This is a genomic window from Streptomyces sp. Je 1-4 4N24, from assembly GCF_026239515.1.
GTDB classification, from domain to species: Bacteria; Actinomycetota; Actinomycetes; order Streptomycetales; family Streptomycetaceae; genus Streptomyces; species Streptomyces nigrescens.
This window is the reverse complement of sequence record NZ_CP110836.1, coordinates 6,525,405-6,544,061: the sequence shown is the minus strand read 5'-3', so window position 1 is coordinate 6,544,061 and position 18,657 is coordinate 6,525,405. Positions and strand designations below refer to the sequence as shown.

At 71.4% G+C, this 18,657-nt stretch carries 14 protein-coding genes; 6 read left to right on the top strand and 8 right to left on the bottom strand.

What is annotated here, in order from left to right; translation table 11 throughout:
• Positions 1 to 33 precede the first annotated feature (33 nt).
• From SLV14N_RS28575 to SLV14N_RS28565, 3 genes are all read left to right on the top strand, one after another.
• Complete coding sequence (locus tag SLV14N_RS28575; protein ID WP_263271656.1) at positions 34 to 1,665, top strand: glycoside hydrolase family 13 protein; 1,632 nt, start codon at positions 34 to 36, stop codon at positions 1,663 to 1,665.
• Positions 1,666 to 1,689: 24 nt separating this feature from the next.
• Positions 1,690 to 2,742 (top strand): LacI family DNA-binding transcriptional regulator, encoded by a 1,053-nt coding sequence (locus SLV14N_RS28570; RefSeq protein ID WP_263271655.1) that lies wholly within the window; start codon positions 1,690 to 1,692, stop codon positions 2,740 to 2,742.
• 349 nt (positions 2,743 to 3,091) lie between these two features.
• Positions 3,092 to 3,931 (top strand): phosphatase PAP2 family protein, encoded by an 840-nt coding sequence (locus SLV14N_RS28565; RefSeq protein ID WP_263271654.1) that lies wholly within the window; start codon positions 3,092 to 3,094, stop codon positions 3,929 to 3,931.
• 125 nt (positions 3,932 to 4,056) lie between these two features.
• Here SLV14N_RS28565 and SLV14N_RS28560 read toward each other — a convergent pair whose 3' ends face one another.
• The 6 genes from SLV14N_RS28560 to SLV14N_RS28535 all read right to left on the bottom strand — a co-directional run bounded on the left by SLV14N_RS28560 (position 4,057) and on the right by SLV14N_RS28535 (position 11,615).
• Positions 4,057 to 4,404, bottom strand: a complete 348-nt coding sequence (locus SLV14N_RS28560; RefSeq protein WP_208684729.1) for a hypothetical protein — start codon at positions 4,402 to 4,404, stop codon at positions 4,057 to 4,059.
• Positions 4,405 to 4,424: 20 nt separating this feature from the next.
• Positions 4,425 to 4,760 carry a hypothetical protein gene (locus tag SLV14N_RS28555; protein ID WP_263271653.1) on the bottom strand — a complete coding sequence of 112 codons (336 nt, stop codon included), beginning with the start codon at positions 4,758 to 4,760 and terminating at the stop codon, positions 4,425 to 4,427.
• Between the two features lie 411 nt (positions 4,761 to 5,171).
• Positions 5,172 to 8,195, bottom strand: a complete 3,024-nt coding sequence (locus SLV14N_RS28550) for a bifunctional [glutamine synthetase] adenylyltransferase/[glutamine synthetase]-adenylyl-L-tyrosine phosphorylase (protein WP_263271652.1) — start codon at positions 8,193 to 8,195, stop codon at positions 5,172 to 5,174.
• Between the two features lie 27 nt (positions 8,196 to 8,222).
• Positions 8,223 to 8,318 (bottom strand): glutamine synthetase, encoded by a 96-nt coding sequence (locus tag SLV14N_RS28545; protein ID WP_208684723.1) that lies wholly within the window; start codon positions 8,316 to 8,318, stop codon positions 8,223 to 8,225.
• A gap of 714 nt (positions 8,319 to 9,032) precedes the next feature.
• Positions 9,033 to 10,394: a type I glutamate--ammonia ligase gene (gene glnA / locus SLV14N_RS28540; protein WP_018090204.1), complete on the bottom strand. Its 1,362-nt coding sequence runs from the start codon at positions 10,392 to 10,394 to the stop codon at positions 9,033 to 9,035.
• 321 nt (positions 10,395 to 10,715) lie between these two features.
• The gene (locus tag SLV14N_RS28535) at positions 10,716 to 11,615 is read right to left on the bottom strand and encodes an alpha/beta fold hydrolase (RefSeq protein ID WP_208684721.1); all 900 of its coding nucleotides are present in this window, start codon (positions 11,613 to 11,615) and stop codon (positions 10,716 to 10,718) included.
• 502 nt (positions 11,616 to 12,117) lie between these two features.
• Between SLV14N_RS28535 and SLV14N_RS28530 the strand changes: the two genes are divergently transcribed.
• The 3 genes from SLV14N_RS28530 (at position 12,118) to SLV14N_RS28520 (ending at position 16,028) form a co-directional block, all read left to right on the top strand.
• On the top strand, positions 12,118 to 12,402 hold the full coding sequence (locus tag SLV14N_RS28530; protein WP_263271651.1) for a hypothetical protein: 285 nt from the start codon (positions 12,118 to 12,120) through the stop codon (positions 12,400 to 12,402).
• A gap of 98 nt (positions 12,403 to 12,500) precedes the next feature.
• Positions 12,501 to 14,114, top strand: a complete 1,614-nt coding sequence (locus tag SLV14N_RS28525) for a multicopper oxidase family protein (protein ID WP_263271650.1) — start codon at positions 12,501 to 12,503, stop codon at positions 14,112 to 14,114.
• A gap of 159 nt (positions 14,115 to 14,273) precedes the next feature.
• Positions 14,274 to 16,028 (top strand): NAD+ synthase, encoded by a 1,755-nt coding sequence (locus SLV14N_RS28520; RefSeq protein WP_263271649.1) that lies wholly within the window; start codon positions 14,274 to 14,276, stop codon positions 16,026 to 16,028.
• Positions 16,029 to 16,220: 192 nt separating this feature from the next.
• Here SLV14N_RS28520 and SLV14N_RS28515 read toward each other — a convergent pair whose 3' ends face one another.
• Both SLV14N_RS28515 and SLV14N_RS28510 read right to left on the bottom strand, forming a co-directional pair.
• Positions 16,221 to 17,456 carry an MFS transporter gene (locus SLV14N_RS28515; protein ID WP_263271648.1) on the bottom strand — a complete coding sequence of 412 codons (1,236 nt, stop codon included), beginning with the start codon at positions 17,454 to 17,456 and terminating at the stop codon, positions 16,221 to 16,223.
• 162 nt (positions 17,457 to 17,618) lie between these two features.
• Positions 17,619 to 18,638, bottom strand: a complete 1,020-nt coding sequence (locus tag SLV14N_RS28510; protein ID WP_263271647.1) for an endonuclease/exonuclease/phosphatase family protein — start codon at positions 18,636 to 18,638, stop codon at positions 17,619 to 17,621.
• Between the last annotated feature and the right edge of the window lie 19 nt (positions 18,639 to 18,657).

Sequence of the window (18,657 nt, the reverse complement as noted above, 5' to 3'; positions counted from 1 at the left end):
ACCGACGCCTCTTGATCTCGACAGGGACGGCAGATGACCCAGGAGCTCACTTCCCCCAGCCCCGCCCCCCAGGCCCCCGGAACGGGCCGAGGTCCGGGGTGGTGGCGCGACGCCGTCATCTACCAGGTGTATGTGCGCTCGTTCGCGGACAGCGACGGCGACGGCATCGGCGATCTGCGCGGCGCCCGCGCCCGGCTGCCGCACCTCAAGGACCTGGGGGTGGACGCCGTCTGGCTCACCCCGTTCTATGCCTCACCGCAGGCCGACGGCGGCTACGACGTCGCCGACTACCGCGCCGTCGACCCGCTCTTCGGCAGTCTCCAGGACGCCGACGACCTGATCCGCACCGCCCATGACCTGGGCCTGCGGGTGATCGTCGACATCGTCCCCAACCACACCTCCGACCGGCACCCGTGGTTCCGGGACCCCGAGCTCGCCCGGCAGCGCTACCTCTTCCGCCCCGGCAAGGGAGAGAGCGGCGAACTCCCGCCCAACGACTGGGAGTCGGTCTTCGGCGGCCCTGCCTGGACCCGCACCGAGCGCGGCGACTGGTATCTGCACCTCTTCGCCCCGGAGCAGCCCGATCTGAACTGGGACAACCCGGAGGTGCACGCCGAGTTCGAGGCCATCCTGCGCTTCTGGCTCGACCTCGGGGTGGACGGCTTCCGGGTCGATGTCGCCCACGGCATGATCAAGGCGGCCGGCCTGCCGGACATCGGCCACGGCCAGCAGGCCAAGCTCATCGGCAACCAGGTGCTGCCGTTCTTCGACCAGGACGGGGTGCACGCCATCCACCGCACCTGGCGCCGTCTGCTGGACGGCTACGGCGACGCCCACGGCAGGCAGGTGGTCGGCGTCGCCGAGGCCTGGGCCCCCACCGCCGAACGCCTCGCCCTCTACGTCCGCCCCGACGAACTGCACCAGGCCTTCAACTTCCAGTTCCTGAACGCCCCTTGGGAGGCCGACGCGCTGCGCTCGGTCATCGACACCTCGCTCGCCGCCACCACCTCGGTCGGCGCCCCCACCACCTGGGTGCTGTCCAACCACGACGTCGTACGGCACACCACCCGCCTCGGCGGCGGCCTGGACCGCGCCCGCGCCGCCACCCTCCTGATGCTGGCGCTGCCCGGCTCGGCCTACCTCTACCAGGGCGAGGAGCTGGGCCTGCCCGAGGTGACGGACCTGCCCGACGAGGCCCGACAGGACCCGGCCTTCTTCCGCGGCGGCCGGACCGCCGGCGCTGCCGCCACCAGCGGCCAGGACGGTTTCCGCGACGGCTGCCGGGTGCCGCTGCCCTGGTCCGGCGAGCTGCCGCCGTACGGCTTCGGCGACGGCGGCAGCTGGCTGCCGCAGCCGGACGACTGGGCCGCCCTCACCGTCGAGGCCCAGACCGGCGACCCCGCCTCCACCCTGGAGCTCTACCGCACCGCCCTCGCCCTGCGGCGCCGGCTGCCGGGTCTGGGCGACGGGGAGATGAGCTGGGCCCCCGCGCCCGACGGGGTGCTCGCCTTCACCCGCCCCGGTGTGCTGTGCGCCGTCAACACGCTGGGTCACGAGGTGGAACTGCCGCCGCCCGGAGCACTGCTGCTGGCCAGCGCCCCGGTGACCGGCAACGGCCACGCCGCGGTGCTCCCCGGCGACAGCTGCACCTGGTGGGCAATCTGAGAGCCGAACGGTACAGTCCCCCTCATGACCGCCCGGCTGTCCGACATCGCAGCGCAGGCGGGTGTCAGCGAGGCCACCGTCAGCCGGGTTCTCAACGGGAAGCCCGGTGTCTCCGCCACCACCCGCCAGTCCGTGCTGGCCGCCCTCGACGTGCTGGGCTACGAGCGCCCGGTGCGGCTGCGGCAGCGCAGCGCCGGGCTGGTCGGGCTGATCACTCCGGAGCTGGAGAACCCGATCTTCCCGGCCTTCGCCCAGGTCATCGGGCAGGCGCTGACCCGCCAGGGCTATACGCCCGTCCTGGCGACCCAGACGCCGGGCGGCTCCACGGAGGACGAGCTGACCGAGATGCTGGTGGACCGCGGAGTGGCCGGCATCATCTTCGTCTCCGGGCTGCACGCCGACACCTCCGCCGATATGCAGCGCTATGAGCAGCTGCGCGGCCAGGGCGTCCCGTTCGTCCTCATCAACGGCTTCTCCGACAAGGTGCAGGCACCGTTCGTCTCCCCCGACGACCGGGCCGCGGTCGACCTGGCCGTCACCCACCTCAGCGCGCTGGGCCACCGGCGGATCGGTCTGGCCCTCGGCCCCAAGCGGTTCGTGCCCGTCCAGCGCAAGATCGAGGGCTTTGTGCGCGCCATGCAGGGGCGGCTGCAGGTCGGCCCGGCCGAGGCGGAGCCGTACATCCAGCACTCCCTCTACACCCTGGAGGGCGGCCAGGCCGCGGCGAGCGCGCTGATCGAGCGGGGCGCCACGGCCATCGTCTGCGCCAGCGACATGATGGCGCTCGGCGCGATCCGCGCGGCCCGGCAGCGCGGGCTCGACGTCCCGAGCGAGATCTCCGTGGTCGGCTTCGACGACTCCCCGCTCATCGCCTTCACCGACCCGCCGCTGACCACCATCCGCCAGCCGGTGACAGCCATGGGACAGGCCGCGGTACGGGCCCTCCTGGAGGAAATCGGCGGCACCCCGGCCCCGCACAGCGAGTTCGTCTTCCACCCCGAGCTGGTGGTACGCGGCTCGACCGCCTCGGCCCCGCGGACGACGGCCAGGATCCCGAAACCGCTGCGGGCCACGTAGGGCTGTCGCCGGCGCGAGCTGCGACGCTTCAGCCATGCGTGGCCCTCGGTCGCGGCCGACTACCTGGGGCCCCTGCTGTCGAGCTCTTCCAACTCCTTGTCGCACACGGCGTGGTGGACATTGTCGCGGACGTCCGAGGCAGGCCGCTCCCACCACCGAGGCCGCCGGATACACGGCGAGGTACAGCCCCTTCTTCTCCTCGGACGGCCGGCGTGATCCGAAGGAGACGGCCGGCTCCGTCACCCGTGAGTACGGGGTCCGGCCATCCCCCGCAAGTCCGATACCCGGCCTCGAATACCCGCCCGAAGGATGATCGGCGAGACGTCCGTTTCTGGCAGACTGTCTGCCTATGGGTGATGCGAATACGAGGATTTTGGACGGCCCGCCGACCACCCCGCCACCCAAGGGGGAACACGCGGACCACCCGGCGACCGAAGGACGATGGACCCGTCTGCGTTCTCCCCGCACCCCCCGGCTCTGGTTCGAGATCCTGCTCATCGCGGTCAGCTACTGGACCTACTCGGTGATCCGCAACGCCGTGCCCGGACAGAAGATCCAGGCACTGAAGAACGCCGACTGGATCTGGCAGGCGGAGCACTCCCTGGGCATCGCCGTCGAACGCACCGTCAACCACGCGGTGGACTCCGTGACCTGGCTGATCGTGTCGATGAACTACTACTACGCGACACTGCACTTCATCGTGACGATCGGAGTGCTGGTCTGGCTCTACCGCTGGCACCCCGGCCGCTATGCCGCCGCCCGGCTGGCCCTGTTCGCCACCACCGGTATCGCCCTGATCGGCTACTACGTCTACCCGTTGGCGCCACCCCGGCTGATGCCGGACGGCGGCTTCATCGACACCCTCGTCCACCACGGGACCTGGGGCTCGATGGCGTCCGGCAACCTCGCCTCGATGTCCAACCAGTACGCCGCGATGCCGTCGATGCACATCGGCTGGTCGCTGTGGTGCGGCATCACCATCGCCCTGCTCGCCAAGCCCCTGTGGGGCAAGGTCCTCGGGCTGCTCTACCCGGCCGTCACCCTGCTGGTCATCATCTCCACCGCCAACCACTTCTGGCTGGACGCGGTGGGCGGCGTCCTGTGCCTGTCATTGGGCTTCGCGTGTGCGTCTGTCTGGTACGGGTCGTTGCCGCATCGGCTGGCGCGGGTGTTGCCGGCTACGGCGTGACCCAGGGCCTCATGCGGCCCCGCGGCCCTCCCCCGGGAAGGGGCGGGCGCAGGGGAGGCTGCATGAGGCCGTGGCAGTACCGTGCGCGCGGAACCGGACAGGGCTCGCACCGCGTGGACACCGGGTCAGTCCCGGACGACGCCGTCAGCGGTGGGGGGCCGCCTTTTGGCCTCCGTGTGATACCACTCGATGAGGTGCGTGCGGAAGAGCATGGAAGCGAAGGTGGGGTCCCAGTCCGCACTCAACTCGGGCACCACGTTCTGCCGCCACTCAAAGGCCACCCCGGGATGACTCGCCATGGAGAAGGTGGCAGTGATCCAGACACCCTGCTCTCTCCGGTCGACAAGCATTTCCTGCAAGGAACCCTGATCCTCTTCCGAGGCCAAGCTATTCGGCAGGGACCGTTCCAGGGATCGCTGAAATTGCGCGAGCCACTCTTCCACATCCATGCCGCCACGCGGCGTATGATCCACGGCCTCTCCTCTCGATCCCGTCATTCAAGGAACGCCGTAATGATGCCGACCGGTCGACCATCCTTGGAGGCTTCGTCTTCGCGCTCCGTGAACACCACCCGGAACATCTTCCCCGTGGCCGTCCGGTTCCTCACCACCGTCTGCCCTTCATCTTCCCCGTATTTCCCGTCTTCGAGGGTATCGTCTATCCAGCCGAGCAAGGCAGTGTCATCTTCCGGGTGCTTGTCCTGAATGTGCTTGTAGCCGAACTTCAGATCCCCCTGCCGCAGGGGCACGTCTTCGCCGTTCTTCCCGAAGAACGAGTTGCGTATGTGCCACTTTCCGACCGCCGATTTCTGAGCCGCCGGCGAGGCCATACGCACATGCGAATCCGTGGCAGCCTGCGCGGGCCCTGCGGAGACTCCTAGAAATCCAGCCCAGGCGACGGATGCCGACAGAATCCCCGCCAGGATCCTCTGCTTACTCCGCATCATCATTCCTTTGCGTTGGAGTTGGTCAACGCACGAAATGAAATCAGAAATCGATCAAGGGGACGAGGGGCGGAATAAGCCCCGCCACCCCCGGCGATAAATCGAAAAATGTCCGCCGTTCACCTTCCCGGCCACCGCGGGAATCACCGGCGCACGCCACCGTTCTCTCGCCATGGGCCGTGCCGCAGCAGCCGGGTTCCCGTCGCCCGGACCTGGAACCGGTTGGCTGAATCGTGCCGCTCACGGCAGCGGGCGCAAGGGCTGCGAGGGTGACGGCCGGAGCGGGCGCCCCCGCCCCTACGCCCCGTAGAAGACCTCCTCGACGACACTCCGCGCCCTGCGGGTCACCCGTCGGTAGTCGTCGATCATCTCGCCCGTCTGGCCCTCCTCGTAGCCGAGGTAGCGGCCCACGGCCGCCAGTTCGCGGCCGTCGGCGGGGAACGTGTCGCCGGGGCGGCCCCGGACGACCATCACGGCGTTGCGTACGCGGGCGGCGAGGACCCAGGCCTCGTCCAGGGTCTGGGCGTCCTCGGTGCCGATCAGTTCGGCGGCGTGTGCGGCGGCGAGCGCCTCGCGGGTGCGGGTGGTGCGCAGGCCGGGGAACTCCCAGCCGTGCTGCATCTGCAGCAGCTGGACTGTCCACTCGACATCGCTCAGCCCGCCGCGCCCCAGCTTGGCGTGGGTGGTGGGGTCCGCGCCGCGGGGCAGCCGCTCGGCCTCCATACGGGCCTTGAGCTTGCGGATCTCGCGGACCGCGTCCTCGCCCAGGCCCTCGGCGGGGTAGCGCAGCGGGTCGATCAGCTCGATGAACCGCCGGCCCAGCTCGGTGTCGCCCGCGACCGGTTCGGCCCGCAGCAGCGCCTGCGACTCCCACACCAGCGACCAGCGCCGGTAGTAGGCCGCGTACGAGGCGAGCGTGCGCACCAGCGGCCCCGATCTGCCCTCCGGGCGCAGATCCGCGTCGATGAGCAACGGCGGGTCGGAGGAGGGGAGTTCGAGCAGCCGGCGCATCTCGTTGGCGACGGCGTGCGCGGCCTTGGCGGCCTCCTGCTCGTCGGCGCCCTCGCGCGGTTCGTGCACGAAGAGCACATCGGCGTCCGAGCCGTAGTTCAGCTCGTGGCCGCCGAACCGGCCCATGCCGATCACCGCGAAGCGGGTGGGCAGGGTGTCGCCCCACTGCTCGCGGACCGCGGCGCGCAGCGCACCGGCGAGGGTGGCGGCATTGAGGTCGGAGACGGCGGAGCCGACCGCGTCGACGGAGTTGCCGTGATCGTTGTCCGCCGGGCTGAACTCCGTGCCGTACGCGCCGATCACATCCGCGGCGGCCGTACGGAACAGCTCCCGGCGGCGCACCCCGCGGGCCGCCGCGACCGCCGCCTCCGCACCGTCCGCGCGGCCGACCGCGGCCAGCACCTCCTGCTCCAGCGCGGCCCGGGAGCGGGGCTGCAGCCCGTCGGGGGCGCCGAGCAGGGCGACCGCTTCGGGGGCGCGCAGCAGCAGGTCGGGGGCGAGCCGGCCGGCGGACAGCACCCGGGCGAGGTTCTCGGCGGCGGCGCCCTCGTCGCGCAGCAGCCGCAGATACCAGGGGGTCTTGCCGAGCGCGTCGGACACCTTGCGGAAGTTGAGCAGTCCGGCGTCCGGGTCGGCGGAGTCCGCGAACCATGCGAGCAGCACCGGCAGCAGCGTCCGCTGGATGGCGGCCTTACGGGTCACACCGGACGCCAGCGCCTCCAGATGCCGCAGCGCGGCCACCGGGTCGGCGTAGCCGAGCGCTTCGAGGCGGTGGCCTGCGGCCTTGGCGGACAGCCGGGTCTCACCGGTCTCCAGATGGGCGACGGCGTCGAGCAGCGGCCGGTAGAAGAGCTTCTCGTGCAGCCGGCGCACTTCGCGGGCGTGCCACCTCCACTCCTTGCGGAGGGTGTCGACCGGCTCGGTGCGCAGGCCCAACGAGCGTGCCAGCCGCCGCAGTTCGCCCTCGTTCTCGGGCATCAGATGCGTACGGCGCATCCGGAAGAGCTGGATCCGGTGCTCCAGCGTGCGCAGGAAGCGGTAGGCGGCGTCCAGGGCCGCGGCGTCCTGGCGTCCGACATAGCCGCCGGCCGCCAGCGCCGCCAGGGCGTCGAGCGTGGTGGCGCTGCGCAGCGTGGCATCGCTGCGGCCGTGCACCAGCTGCAGCAGCTGCACGGCGAACTCGACATCGCGCAGTCCGCCGGGGCCGAGCTTGAGCTCCCGCTCGACCTGCGCCGCGGGGATGTTCTCGACGACCCGGCGGCGCATCTGGCGCACATCGGCGACGAAGTTCTCCCGCTCTGCGACCTCCCACACCATCGGCGCCAGCGCGTCCACGTACTCCTGCCCCAGCTGCAGGTCACCGGCCATCGGGCGGGCCTTGAGCAGCGCCTGGAACTCCCAGGTCTTGGCCCAGCGCTGGTAGTAGGCGAGGTGGCTGGAGAGAGTGCGCACCAGCGGGCCGTTGCGGCCCTCGGGGCGCAGGTTGGCGTCCACCGGCCAGATGGTGCCCTCGACTGTGTTGTCCGAGCAGAGCCGCATCATGCGGGCGGCGAGCCGGGTCGCGGCCTGCAGTGCCTTGGCCTCGTCCACGCCCTCCTTGGCCTCGGCGACGAAGATGACATCGACGTCCGAGACATAGTTCAGCTCCCGGCCACCGCATTTGCCCATGCCGATGACGGCCACCCGGCACACCGCGGCGTCGCCCGGCGCCTCCTCGTAACTGATCTCCAGGGCGGCCCGCACCGTGGCGGTGGCCAGGTCCGCCAGCTCCGCGGCGGCCTCGGCGACATCGGTCGTGCCGCACACGTCACGGGCCGCGATGCCCAGCAGGGAGCGGCGGTAGGCGGTGCGCAGCGCATCCGCGCGCGGCCGTTCGGCGTTCCGTCCGCCCCAGATCCCCTCGGCGAGCGCCAGCTCGAACTCGGGAGTGGTGGGGTGCAGATCGACCGACTCGTAGGTGACCAGCGACTGCCAGTCGCGCGGATGCCGGACGAGGTGGTCGGCGAGCGCCTCGGAGGCGCCCAGCACCCCCAGCAGCCGGTCACGCAGCGGTTTCGCCGCGGCGACGGTGCTCAGCAGCGTCTGCTGCTCGTCCGGTTCCTGGGCCTCGACCAGCCGGGCCAGGCTGTGCAGGGCGAGGTCCGGGTCCGCGGTGGCGCCCAGTGCCTCCAGCAGCACCGAGTCATCGCGTACGGACGCGAACGAAGGGGAATCGAGCAGCTCCCCGGCCGCCGAGGGGTCGGTGAAACCGTGCCTCAGCAGCCGGGTGAAGGTGCTGCTCCGCCGTCCCTGCGGAGCGGGAAGTGCCATGGTGCAGCCTCTCGGTGGCGCGGTGGCTCAGAGCACGGGCAGCATCGTGCGCAGCTCGAAAGCCGTGACCTCGGAGCGGTACTCCTCCCACTCCTTCTTCTTGTTGCGCAGGGATTGATGCACGCCCTTTGCTCACCTCCCAAGACTCTACCGGGATGCCCTCTGACCAGCAGTCGGGCGGTTGTCGCTGGTCAGGCCTCGGTGGGCAGCTGCGGGGTGGCTGCTTGTCCACCGATGGTCCACGAACGTGACAGTCGCCTCGCACCGTCCGTATCCCTGCGGCAACCTGGTGGAGTGACGGAGCACAGGAGTGGCCGCAGAAGGACAGCCGAAGGCGCGGTCCGATGAGGCGACGGCCCCTGATCTGGTCCGGTGCCGCCCTCATGGGCGTAGCCGTGGCTCTGCTCGCCACGGCTGTCTTCAGCTTTCTGACCGGCAACGGGGAGGGGGAGGGGGAGGAGGCCACCTCCACCTCGCACCGTGCGAGCAGGCCACCGTCGGTGTCTGCGCACCCCACCACCTCCGAGTCCCCTGGTGGCACACCCAGGGACCATGGCACCCCATCACCCCCCTGGAGCGACAGCCCGTCCTCAACGCGATCCCCCACCCCCACCGTGACGGTCACCCAGTTCGTTCAAGCACCCGCGTCAGGGGCGGGAGGGCCTGAGCTCATCACCGCGATCGGGGGACTGATCACCGCTGGTGTCGGCGCCGCCTCATTCCTCGTGGGCATGAGGCGGCGGGACCGCCGGGAGGCCGAACGGGTACGCCCCCCGGCCAACGGTTCCTGAGGATCTGGATCGCCCAGGCACCGCGCGCCGACCCGCTGACCTGCGATTACAGCACGGGCAGCATCTTGCGCAGCTCGAAGGCGGTGACCTCGGAGCGGTACTCCTCCCACTCCTGCTTCTTGTTGCGGAGGAAGAAGTCGAAGACATGCTCGCCGAGGGTCTCGGCGACCAGTTCGCTGCGCTCCATCAGCTCGATGGCCTCGCCGAGGTTCTGCGGCAGCGGCTCGATGCCCATCGCCCGGCGCTCGGAGTCGGACAGCGCCCAGACGTCGTCATCGGCGCCGGCCGGGAGCTCGTAGCCCTCCTCGATGCCCTTGAGGCCGGCCGCGAGCAGCACGGCGTAGGTCAGATAGGGGTTGGCGCCGGAGTCGATGGAGCGGACCTCGACCCGGGTCGAGCCCATCTTGCCGGGCTTGTACATCGGCACCCGGATCAGCGCGGAGCGGTTGTTGTGGCCCCAGCAGATGTAGGAGGGGGCCTCGCCGCCGGCGCCCGCGGTGCGGTTGGCGCCGCCCCAGATGCGCTTGTAGGAGTTGACCCACTGGTTGGTGACGGCGGAGATCTCCCCGGCGTGCCGCAGCAGACCGGCGATGAACGAGCGGCCGACCTTGGAGAGTTGGTACTCCGAGCCGGACTCGTGGAAGGCGTTGCGGTCACCCTCGAAGAGCGAGAGATGGGTGTGCATACCGGAGCCCGGGTACTCCGAGAACGGCTTGGGCATGAAGGTGGCCTGCACGCCCTGCTCCAGCGCGACCTGCTTCATGACCAGGCGGAACGTCATGATGTTGTCGGCGGTCGAGAGCGCGTCGGCGTAGCGCAGGTCGATCTCCTGCTGGCCGGGGGCGCCCTCGTGGTGGCTGAACTCCACCGAGATGCCCATCGACTCCAGCATCGTGATCGCCTGCCGGCGGAAGTCCATGCCGACGTTCTGCGGGGTGTGGTCGAAGTAGCCGGAGGAGTCACCGGGGGTCGGCCGCTGGCCGTCCACGGGCTTGTCCTTGAGCAGGAAGAACTCGATCTCGGGGTGGGTGTAGAAGGTGAACCCGAGGTCGGAGGTCTTGGCCAGGATGCGCTTGAGGACATAGCGCGGGTCGGCGTAGGAGGGGGAGCCGTCCGGCATCAGGATGTCGCAGAACATCCGGGCGGTGCCGGGGGCCTCGGCGCGCCAGGGCAGGATCTGGAAGGTGCCGGGATCGGGCTTGGCAATCATGTCGGATTCGTACACCCGCGCGAATCCCTCGATGGCCGAGCCATCGAAGCCGATGCCCTCGTCGAAGGCCTGCTCCAGCTCCGCGGGGGCCACCGCCACGGACTTGAGGAACCCGAGCACGTCGGTGAACCACAGCCGTACGAAGCGGATGTCGCGCTCCTCGAGCGTTCGGAGCACAAACTCCTGCTGCTTGTCCATGGGTCACCAATCCTTGCAGGTCAATCGGCCTGTCCAGCCACGTGGAACAACGTGCTGTGGCACCAGTATCACGTGAGGGGGTTACCGTCACATTACGCACCCTTGGCCTGAACCAGAACCGCCGTCCCGTAACTCTCACCTCGCATCCTTCCCGCAGCACACGGGCTCAGCGCGGCCGGTGACGGCAATCGGGGGGCTCGGCCCGGCCTTGGCCCCTCGCGGGGAGCTCGTTGACTTGGAATCGGTGCGCCGGGCCCTTGCTCCGTCCGGCCCGCGGTGCGCCCGCCCCTTGGTCCGTCCGGCCCGTCGTGCGCCGGGTCCCTACGGCCGGTCCGCCACCGTCGCGTCGTGTCCCGTCCCCGACAGGTCCAGCACCGCCCGCGCCACCGACTCCGGCACATCGGCCATCACCAGGTGGCCCGCGGGGGCGGCGACCGCGAACCGGCCGCCCAGCTCCGCGGCGAGCCCCCGCTGGCGCTCCAGCCACCGCAGCCGTCCCGCCGTCTCGCTGCCGTCGTAGGCCGCGAGGACGGTCACCGGCACCGCGGGCAGCGGATGGTCCGGGCGCAGTGCGGCAAGCTCCGCGGCCTGGTAGGGGTAGGTCGTGTTCTCCAGGACGCAGGCCCGCGCGACGCGGCTGGTGCGGTAGCCGGCGCGTTCCCAGGGGTGCGGTGGATGGCTGCCGACGGTCGAGGCGCGGCCGATCAGCCGGCGGACGGCGGGGCCCAGGGCGCGGGGCAGGCCGGCGGCGGCCAGGGCACCGGCCACCCCGCCCGCCCAGGCGGTCCGCAGCGCGCGCGGCAGCCGGGGCCGGGGGTTGTCCTCGATGCCGGTGTCGACCAGGAGGAGCCCGGCGCAGCGGTCCGGGTGGCGCCGGGCGAACGCCTCGGCGTGGAATCCGGCGAGCGAGTGGCCGACGACGGTGGCCGGGCCGAAGTGGCCGAGCGCGTCCAGGAGGTGGGCGATCCGGTCGGCCTCGGCGGCGAGGGTGGGCGGTTCGGGCGCCGGGGCGCTCAGGCCGAGACCGGGGCGGTCGAAGCGGACGACGGTGCGGTACGGGGCGAGCAGCGCGGCGACCGCGTCCCAGTCGAACCACGCCATACCGAGGCCGCCGCTGAGGACGCAGACCGGGCCGCGGCCCTCGGTCAGGACGTGCAGCGCCACACCGTCCACACGCAGGAACCGGCCGGGTGGGGGGAGGGGGCGGAGGGTGCGGTTCATCGGTCTCCTTGGCCTTGTCCTCGCTGCGGGGGCGGGGAGAGCGGTGGGCGGGCGGGTCCGGGCTGGTCCGGATGGGCGGCGGGCGGACCGGGGCGTGCGCCGGGCGAGCCCTTGCGTGCGATCGCCGCCTTCGGCACCCACACGGTGTACGCGGGCGCGCCGAGCCACGGCAGGGCGGCGGCCACCCGGCGGAAGGCGGGGGCCGAAGGGCGGTTCGGGGTCACGGACATCCAGGTGATCGGGTGGACCCGGCCGGTGGCACGGAACGCCGGGCACGCCGGTGGCGCGGAAAGGCCAAGAATAGGCGGGTGGTGGCAAGTTAAGCGGTGGCACCGGCGCGGAGGACCGCAGACGGCGGGCCGGAGGGCCGGACACGTCGGCGGCCGCTCCGGTGCACTCCATTGGCGGGCCACTACTGGAGGCCTATACCCCTAGGGGGTAGGCTGCGAGGTGCCGGCCTGCCCGGCGTACGCCGGTTTGTCGTTCCGTCGAGAGGTCCGCGATGCGGGAACAGGGCAAGGCCGTCGCCCGGTGCGGCCGTCTGCTGCTGTTCACGGCACTGATCGCCGGCATCGTCGCCATGCACACCTTCGGCACCGTCTGCCGTGCCGTCCTCTCCCTGTGGGCGCTCGCCCTCCTCGCCCTGCTGGGCACCGGCCTGCTGACCGGATACCGGGAGACCGGCCTGCTCACGGCCCTGCGCGCCCGTCTGCCGCGCGGACTGTGGCCCATATCCGCGCCGCCGCGCCACACACTCCTCGACCGCCTGTCGGTACTGCGCGTGTAGGAGCGCGCGCCTGCCGCCGACGCCCGACGGAGTCCGCGGCAGTGGCCGCTCCCCCGTACCCACATCACCCAGCGACACCGTCACGAGGTGCTTCTCTCATGCGTACGCACTCCCGCCGCGCCGTGCTCGGCGCGGGTATCGCCGTTGCCGGCAGCGGTCTGCTGGCCGCCCGTGGCGCCGGCGCCTTCAGCCCCGGCCCGCGCTCCGGCACGGACGGCAGGGACCATGCCCACGGCTCCCGCCACGACACCCCGGACGACTACGTCTCCCCGGACGGCCCGGAGGTCGTCGAGGCCGAGCGGAAGCGGGGCGCGGGCCCGGTGCGCAAGTTCACCATGACCGCCACCCCGGCCCGCATCGACCTGGGCGGCCACACCGTCGACACCTGGGCGTACGGCGACGTGCTGCCCGGCAAGGAAATCCGGGTCACGGCGGGCGACACGCTCGCCATGACCCTCGCCAACCACCTGCCGCAGTCCACCTCCGTGCACTGGCACGGACTGGCGCTGCGCAACGACATGGACGGCGTCCCCACCCTCACCCAGCGGCCGATCATGCCCGGCGCCTCCTTCCCCTACCGGTTCGCGGTCCCCCACCCCGGCACGTACTGGCTGCATCCGCACTCCCGCGTCCAGCAGGACCGCGGCCTGTACGCCCCGCTGATCGTCGACGACCCCAAGGAGCCGCTCTCCTATGACAAGGAGTGGGTCGTCGTGTTCGACGACTGGGTCGACGGGGTGGACGGCAGCACCCCCGACGACGTACTGGCCGAGCTGAACCGCGGCATGAGCAGGTCCCACGGGGGCATGCACGGGGACGAGGGAGAGCCCGCAGGAGGCGACGGCGGTGGTCATGGGACGCAGGCCGCGCACGCCGGCGGTCCGTCACGGATGCTGACGGGCTCCTACAGCAAGCTGCTGAACGGCGACGCGGGCGATGTGGACTACCCGTACCACCTCATCAACGGCCGGCTCGCCAAGGATCCGCAGACCTTCCGGGCCAAGCCCGGCGACCGTATCCGGATCCGCTTCCTCAACGCGGGCGGCGACACCGCCTATCGCGTCGCGCTCGGCGGCCACGCCATGACCGTGACGCACGCCGACGGCTTCCCCGTCGAGCACGCCGAGACCGATGCGCTGCTGCTCGGCATGGGCGAGCGCTATGACGTGCTGGTCACGGCCAAGGACGGCGTCTTCCCGCTGACCGCGCTCGCCGAGGGCAAGAAGCGCTCGGCGCAGGCCGTGCTGCGCACCGGCAGCGGCCGGGCACCCGGCGCGTCCGCCCGGCCCGAGGAGCTGGACGGCCGGCTGCTGAGCGCGTACCGGCTCCGGGCGGCCGAGAGCGTACGGGCCGTGGCCCGCCGCCCCGACCGCACCGTCGAGCTGAAGCTCACCGGCTCCATGGCGAAGTTCGACTGGGCGATCAACGGGAGGCAGTACTCACCGTCGCACCGCACCCCGATCCGGGCCGGTGAGCGGGTGCGGCTGGCCATCCGCAACCACACCAAGATGTGGCACCCCGTACACATCCACGGGCACCACTTCGCGCTGCCGAACGGCGGGCCCCGCAAGGACAGCGCGATCGTGCTGCCGGGGCGCAGCCTCGATGTCGAGTTCGACGCCGACAACCCCGGGCTGTGGATGGTCCATTGCCACAACGTCTATCACTCGGAGTCGGGGATGATGACGGTGCTCGGATACCGGAAGAACTAGGCACCCCGGAGACACCGCACCCCGCCCGTCGGCCCGGCATCGCCGGCCGGGGCCGACGGGCGGGGAAGGGGGAGAACACGGGCCGCCTGTGACCCGCCCGAAGCGCCGCCGACATCTCCCCGACCCCCATTGCGTCAGAAAGACGATTAGACTGGCGGGGTGCCTCAACTTCGTCTCGCCCTCAATCAGATCGATTCCTGTGTCGGCGACCTCGCCCAGAACGCCGAGACGATCGTGCACTGGACCCGGCACGCCGCCGACCAGGGCGCACACCTCGTCGCGTTCCCCGAGATGGCGCTGACCGGATACCCCGTCGAGGACCTGGCGCTGCGTCCCTCGTTCGTCGAGGCGAGCCGCGCCGCGCTGCGGATCCTGGCCGCCCGGCTGGCCGGGCAGGGCCTGGGCGATCTGCCGGTGGTCGTCGGGTATCTCGACCGCGGCGCACAGGCCAAACCGCGCTACGGCCGCCCCGCGGGCGCCCCGCAGAACGCCGCCGCCGTGCTGTACCGCGGCGACGTCGCCCTGTCGTTCGCCAAGCACCACCTGCCCAACTACGGCGTCTTCGACGAGTTCCGCTACTTCGTCCCCGGCGACACGCTGCCCGTCGTACGGGTGCACGGGGTCGATGTCGCGCTGGCCATCTGCGAGGACCTGTGGCAGGACGGCGGCCGGGTGCCGGCGACGCGCAGCGCGGGCGCCGGGCTGCTGCTGTCGGTCAACGCCTCGCCGTACGAGCGGGACAAGGACGACACCCGGCTGGAGCTGGTCCGCAAGCGGGCCCAGGAGGCCGGCTGCACCACCGCCTATCTGGCGATGATCGGCGGGCAGGACGAGCTGGTCTTCGACGGCGACTCGATCGTGGTCGACAAGGACGGCGGGGTGATCGCGCGGGCACCGCAGTTCGCGGAGGGCTGTGTGCTGGTCGACCTGGACCTGCCGGCCGCGGCGCCCGAACCGCCCTCGGGGGTCCTGAACGACGGACTGCGTCTCACCCATGTCACCCTCTCCCCCGACCCCCTGCCGCCGTACCCTCCCGAGACCCTCGGCGGTACGGCCGAACGCCTCACCGACCTGGAGGAGATCTACACCGCGCTGGTCGTCGGCCTGCGCGCCTATGTCGCCAAGAACGGCTTCCGCAGTGTGGTGCTCGGCCTCTCCGGCGGGATCGACTCCGCGCTGGTCGCCGCCCTGGCCTGTGACGCGCTGGGGGCGGCCCAGGTACATGCGGTGGCGATGCCCTCCCGCTATTCGTCGGAGCACTCCCTCACCGACGCCGCCGAACTCGCCCGCCGTACGGGCCTGTCCTTCCGTACGGTGCCGATCGGCCCGATGTTCGACGCCTACATGGCCGCGCTGCCGCTGACCGGCCTGGCCGAGGAGAATCTGCAGTCGCGCCTGCGGGGCACCACCCTGATGGCCATCTCCAACCAGGAGGGCCATCTGGTCCTCGCCCCCGGCAACAAGTCCGAGCTGGCCTGCGGCTATTCGACCCTCTACGGCGACTCGGTGGGCGGCTACGGCCCCATCAAGGACGTCTACAAATCCGTCGTCTACCAGCTGGCCCGCTGGCGCAACCAGGCCGCCGCCGAGCGCGGCCGGACCCCGCCGATCCCCGAGAACACCCTCACCAAGCCGCCGAGCGCCGAACTCCGCCCCGGCCAGGTCGACACCGACTCCCTCCCCGACTACGCCGTCCTGGACCGCATCCTGGAGCTCTATGTCGACCGCGACCACGGCCGGGAGGAGATCACCGCGCAGGGCTTCGACGCCGACCTGGTGACGCGGGTGCTGCGGATGGTCGACCACGCCGAGTACAAGCGCCGCCAGTACCCTCCGGGTCCCAAGATCTCCGCGAAGGGCTTCGGCAAGGACCGCCGGCTGCCGATCACCAATCACTGGCGGGAAGGGGCCTGACGGGGAGTCAGGGTACGGCGGCGGGGTGAGCCCGCTGTCCCGTTGCGGCCGGGGACGGTGACCTCGCGCGGGACACCGTCAGGCCGGGCGGCCCGGGGTGTCCCGCGTCTGCCGTGCCGGTCCGCCCGGCCGCGCGCCGTGTGGGTGTCCCGCGTCTGCCGCGCACGGCGCCCGGACCTGCGCCGTGCGCGGTCAGCCGATACGTTCCCCGGCCGGAACCGTGGCGCCGGTGGCCCGCTCCGTGTCCGCCTCGCCGCTGCGGGCCACGATCCGGGACGCGTCATGGGCGCCGCGGTCCAGGAAGCCGGCCACCAGGGCGACGGCCAGACCGAGGGCCGCCAGGACCGCTCCGACCAGGGTCGGGGAGGTCCAGCCCCAGCCGGCCGCCAGGGCCAGGCCGCCGACCCAGGCACCGCCGGCGTTGGCGAGGTTGAAGGCGGACTGGTTGGAGGCGGCAGCCAGGGTCGGGGCCTGCTGCGCCTTGTTCATGACCAGCATCTGGAGCGGGGTGGTGGTCAGGAAGCCGACGGCACCGATGAGGACGACCGTGACCAGCGCCGCCCACTTCACCTGGGCGGTGAAGTGGAAGGCGGTCAGGACGAGGGCCAGGGCGGCCAGCGAGCCGTACAGGGTCGGGCGCAGGGCCCGGTCGGTGAGCGGGCCAGCGGCGAGCGCGCCGAGGGTCATCCCGATGCCGAAGAGGGCGAGGACCAGCGGGACCGAGCTCTCCGCGAAGCCGGTGACCTCGGTCATCATCGACGCGAGGTAGCTGTAGACGGCGAAGATCCCGGCGAAGCCGAAGACGGTGGTGAGCAGGCCGAGCAGCACCTGGCGGTTGCCCAGCGCCCGCAGCTCGCGGCCCAGGCCGGTGCGCTCGTCGGCCGGCAGCGGCGGCACCAGCCGGGCCAGGGAGGCCATCGCGACCAGGCCGATGGCGGCCACGATGAGGAAGGTGGCGCGCCAGCCGAGCTGCTGGCCCAGGAGGGTCGCGGCGGGCACGCCGATGATGTTGGCGATGGTCAGGCCGAGGAACATCGTGGCCACCGCGCGGGCCTGCCGGCCCTCGCGCACCAGCCAGGCGGCGACCACCGCGCCGACGCCGAAGAACGCACCGTGCGGAAGCCCGGCCAGCAGCCGGCCGGCGATCAGCAGACCGAAGGTGGGTGCCAGCGCGGAGGCGAGGTTGCCGACCGTGAAGACCGCCATCAGCCAGACCAGCATCCGCTTGCGCGGGATGCGGGAGCCGAGGGCGGTCAGGAGCGGGGCGCCGATGACGACGCCGAGGGCATAGGCGGAGACGAGGTAGCCGGCGGTGGGCACCGAGGTGCCCAGATCGTCCGCGACGTTGGGCAGCAGGCCCATCATCACGAACTCCGTGGTGCCGATACCGAAGGCCGAGATCGCGAGAGCGAGCAGAGCCAAGGGCATGAAAGACCTTTCGAGGGTGCTGCGTGCGGGCGGGCACGCGGACAGCGGACCGTAAGCTTTAAGTTCTCTTACGGAACAAAGTCTCTCAGGCTCAGTATTCCGGCACGGGAACGGGGCGTTACGGGCCCGCGTCGATCTCCCCCGGCGGTGCGCCGCCCCCGGTCAGATCTTCACCGACGCCGCGACCGGAAGGTGGTCACTGCCGGTCGAGGGCAGCACCCAGGCCTTGACCGGGTCCATCCCCTTCATCATGATCTGGTCGATCCGGGCCATCGGGAACGCCGCCGGCCAGCTGAAGCCGAAGCCGTCACCCGCCGCGCCCTGGGCGGAGCGCATGTGGAAGGTGAGCGGGGCCAGCGAGCGGTCGTTCATGGTGCCGTTGAGATCGCCGAGCAGCATGACCTTCTTCACCGGGTCGGCGGCGATCGCCTCGCCCAGCGCCTCGACACTGGCGTCGCGCCGGTCGGCGGTGAAGCCCTTCGCGGCGTTGACCCGTACCGACGGCAGGTGGGCGACGTAGACGGCGAACTTCTGGCCGTCGGTGGCGGTGACGGTGGCACGCAGCGCGCGGTTCCACCCCATCTTGGTGTCCACCGGCCGGGTGTCGGTCAGCGGGCGCTTGCTCCACAGGCCGACCGTGCCCTCGATCGTGTGGTACGGATACGCCTTCGCCAGCCCCTGACGGTAGGTCGTCAGCGCGTCCCCGGACAACTCCTCCAGGGCCACCACATCGGCGCCGGACGCCACGAGGTCCTTGGCGGTGCCCGCCGGGTCGGGGTTGGCGGCATTGACGTTGTGGGTGAGCACGGTGAGGTTGCCGCCCTCACCGGCCTTGTCGGTGACCTGATTCCCGAAGAAGTTGACCCAGACGATGGTGGGCAGCAGCAGGGCGGCAAGCGCGCTCGCCGAGCGGCGCAGCACCGCGGCGATGAGCAGCAGGGGGATGCCCAGCCCCACCCACGGCAGGAAGGTCTCCAGCAGACTGCCCCAGTTTCCCGGGGTGTTGGGGATCTCCGCGTGAAGAATCATCAGCAGCCCGAGCAGGACGGCGAGCACCGCGAGCACGAGGCCGCGCCGCCAGGTGCCCTCGGGGCGCCACCAGTTCCGCAGGCGTTCGGCCCGGGAACCGGCCTGCCCGGGGGTGTGCCCCTGTCCCGGCTCCGTCATATATGCCTGCGCCATGTCGCCGTCCTCGCTACCT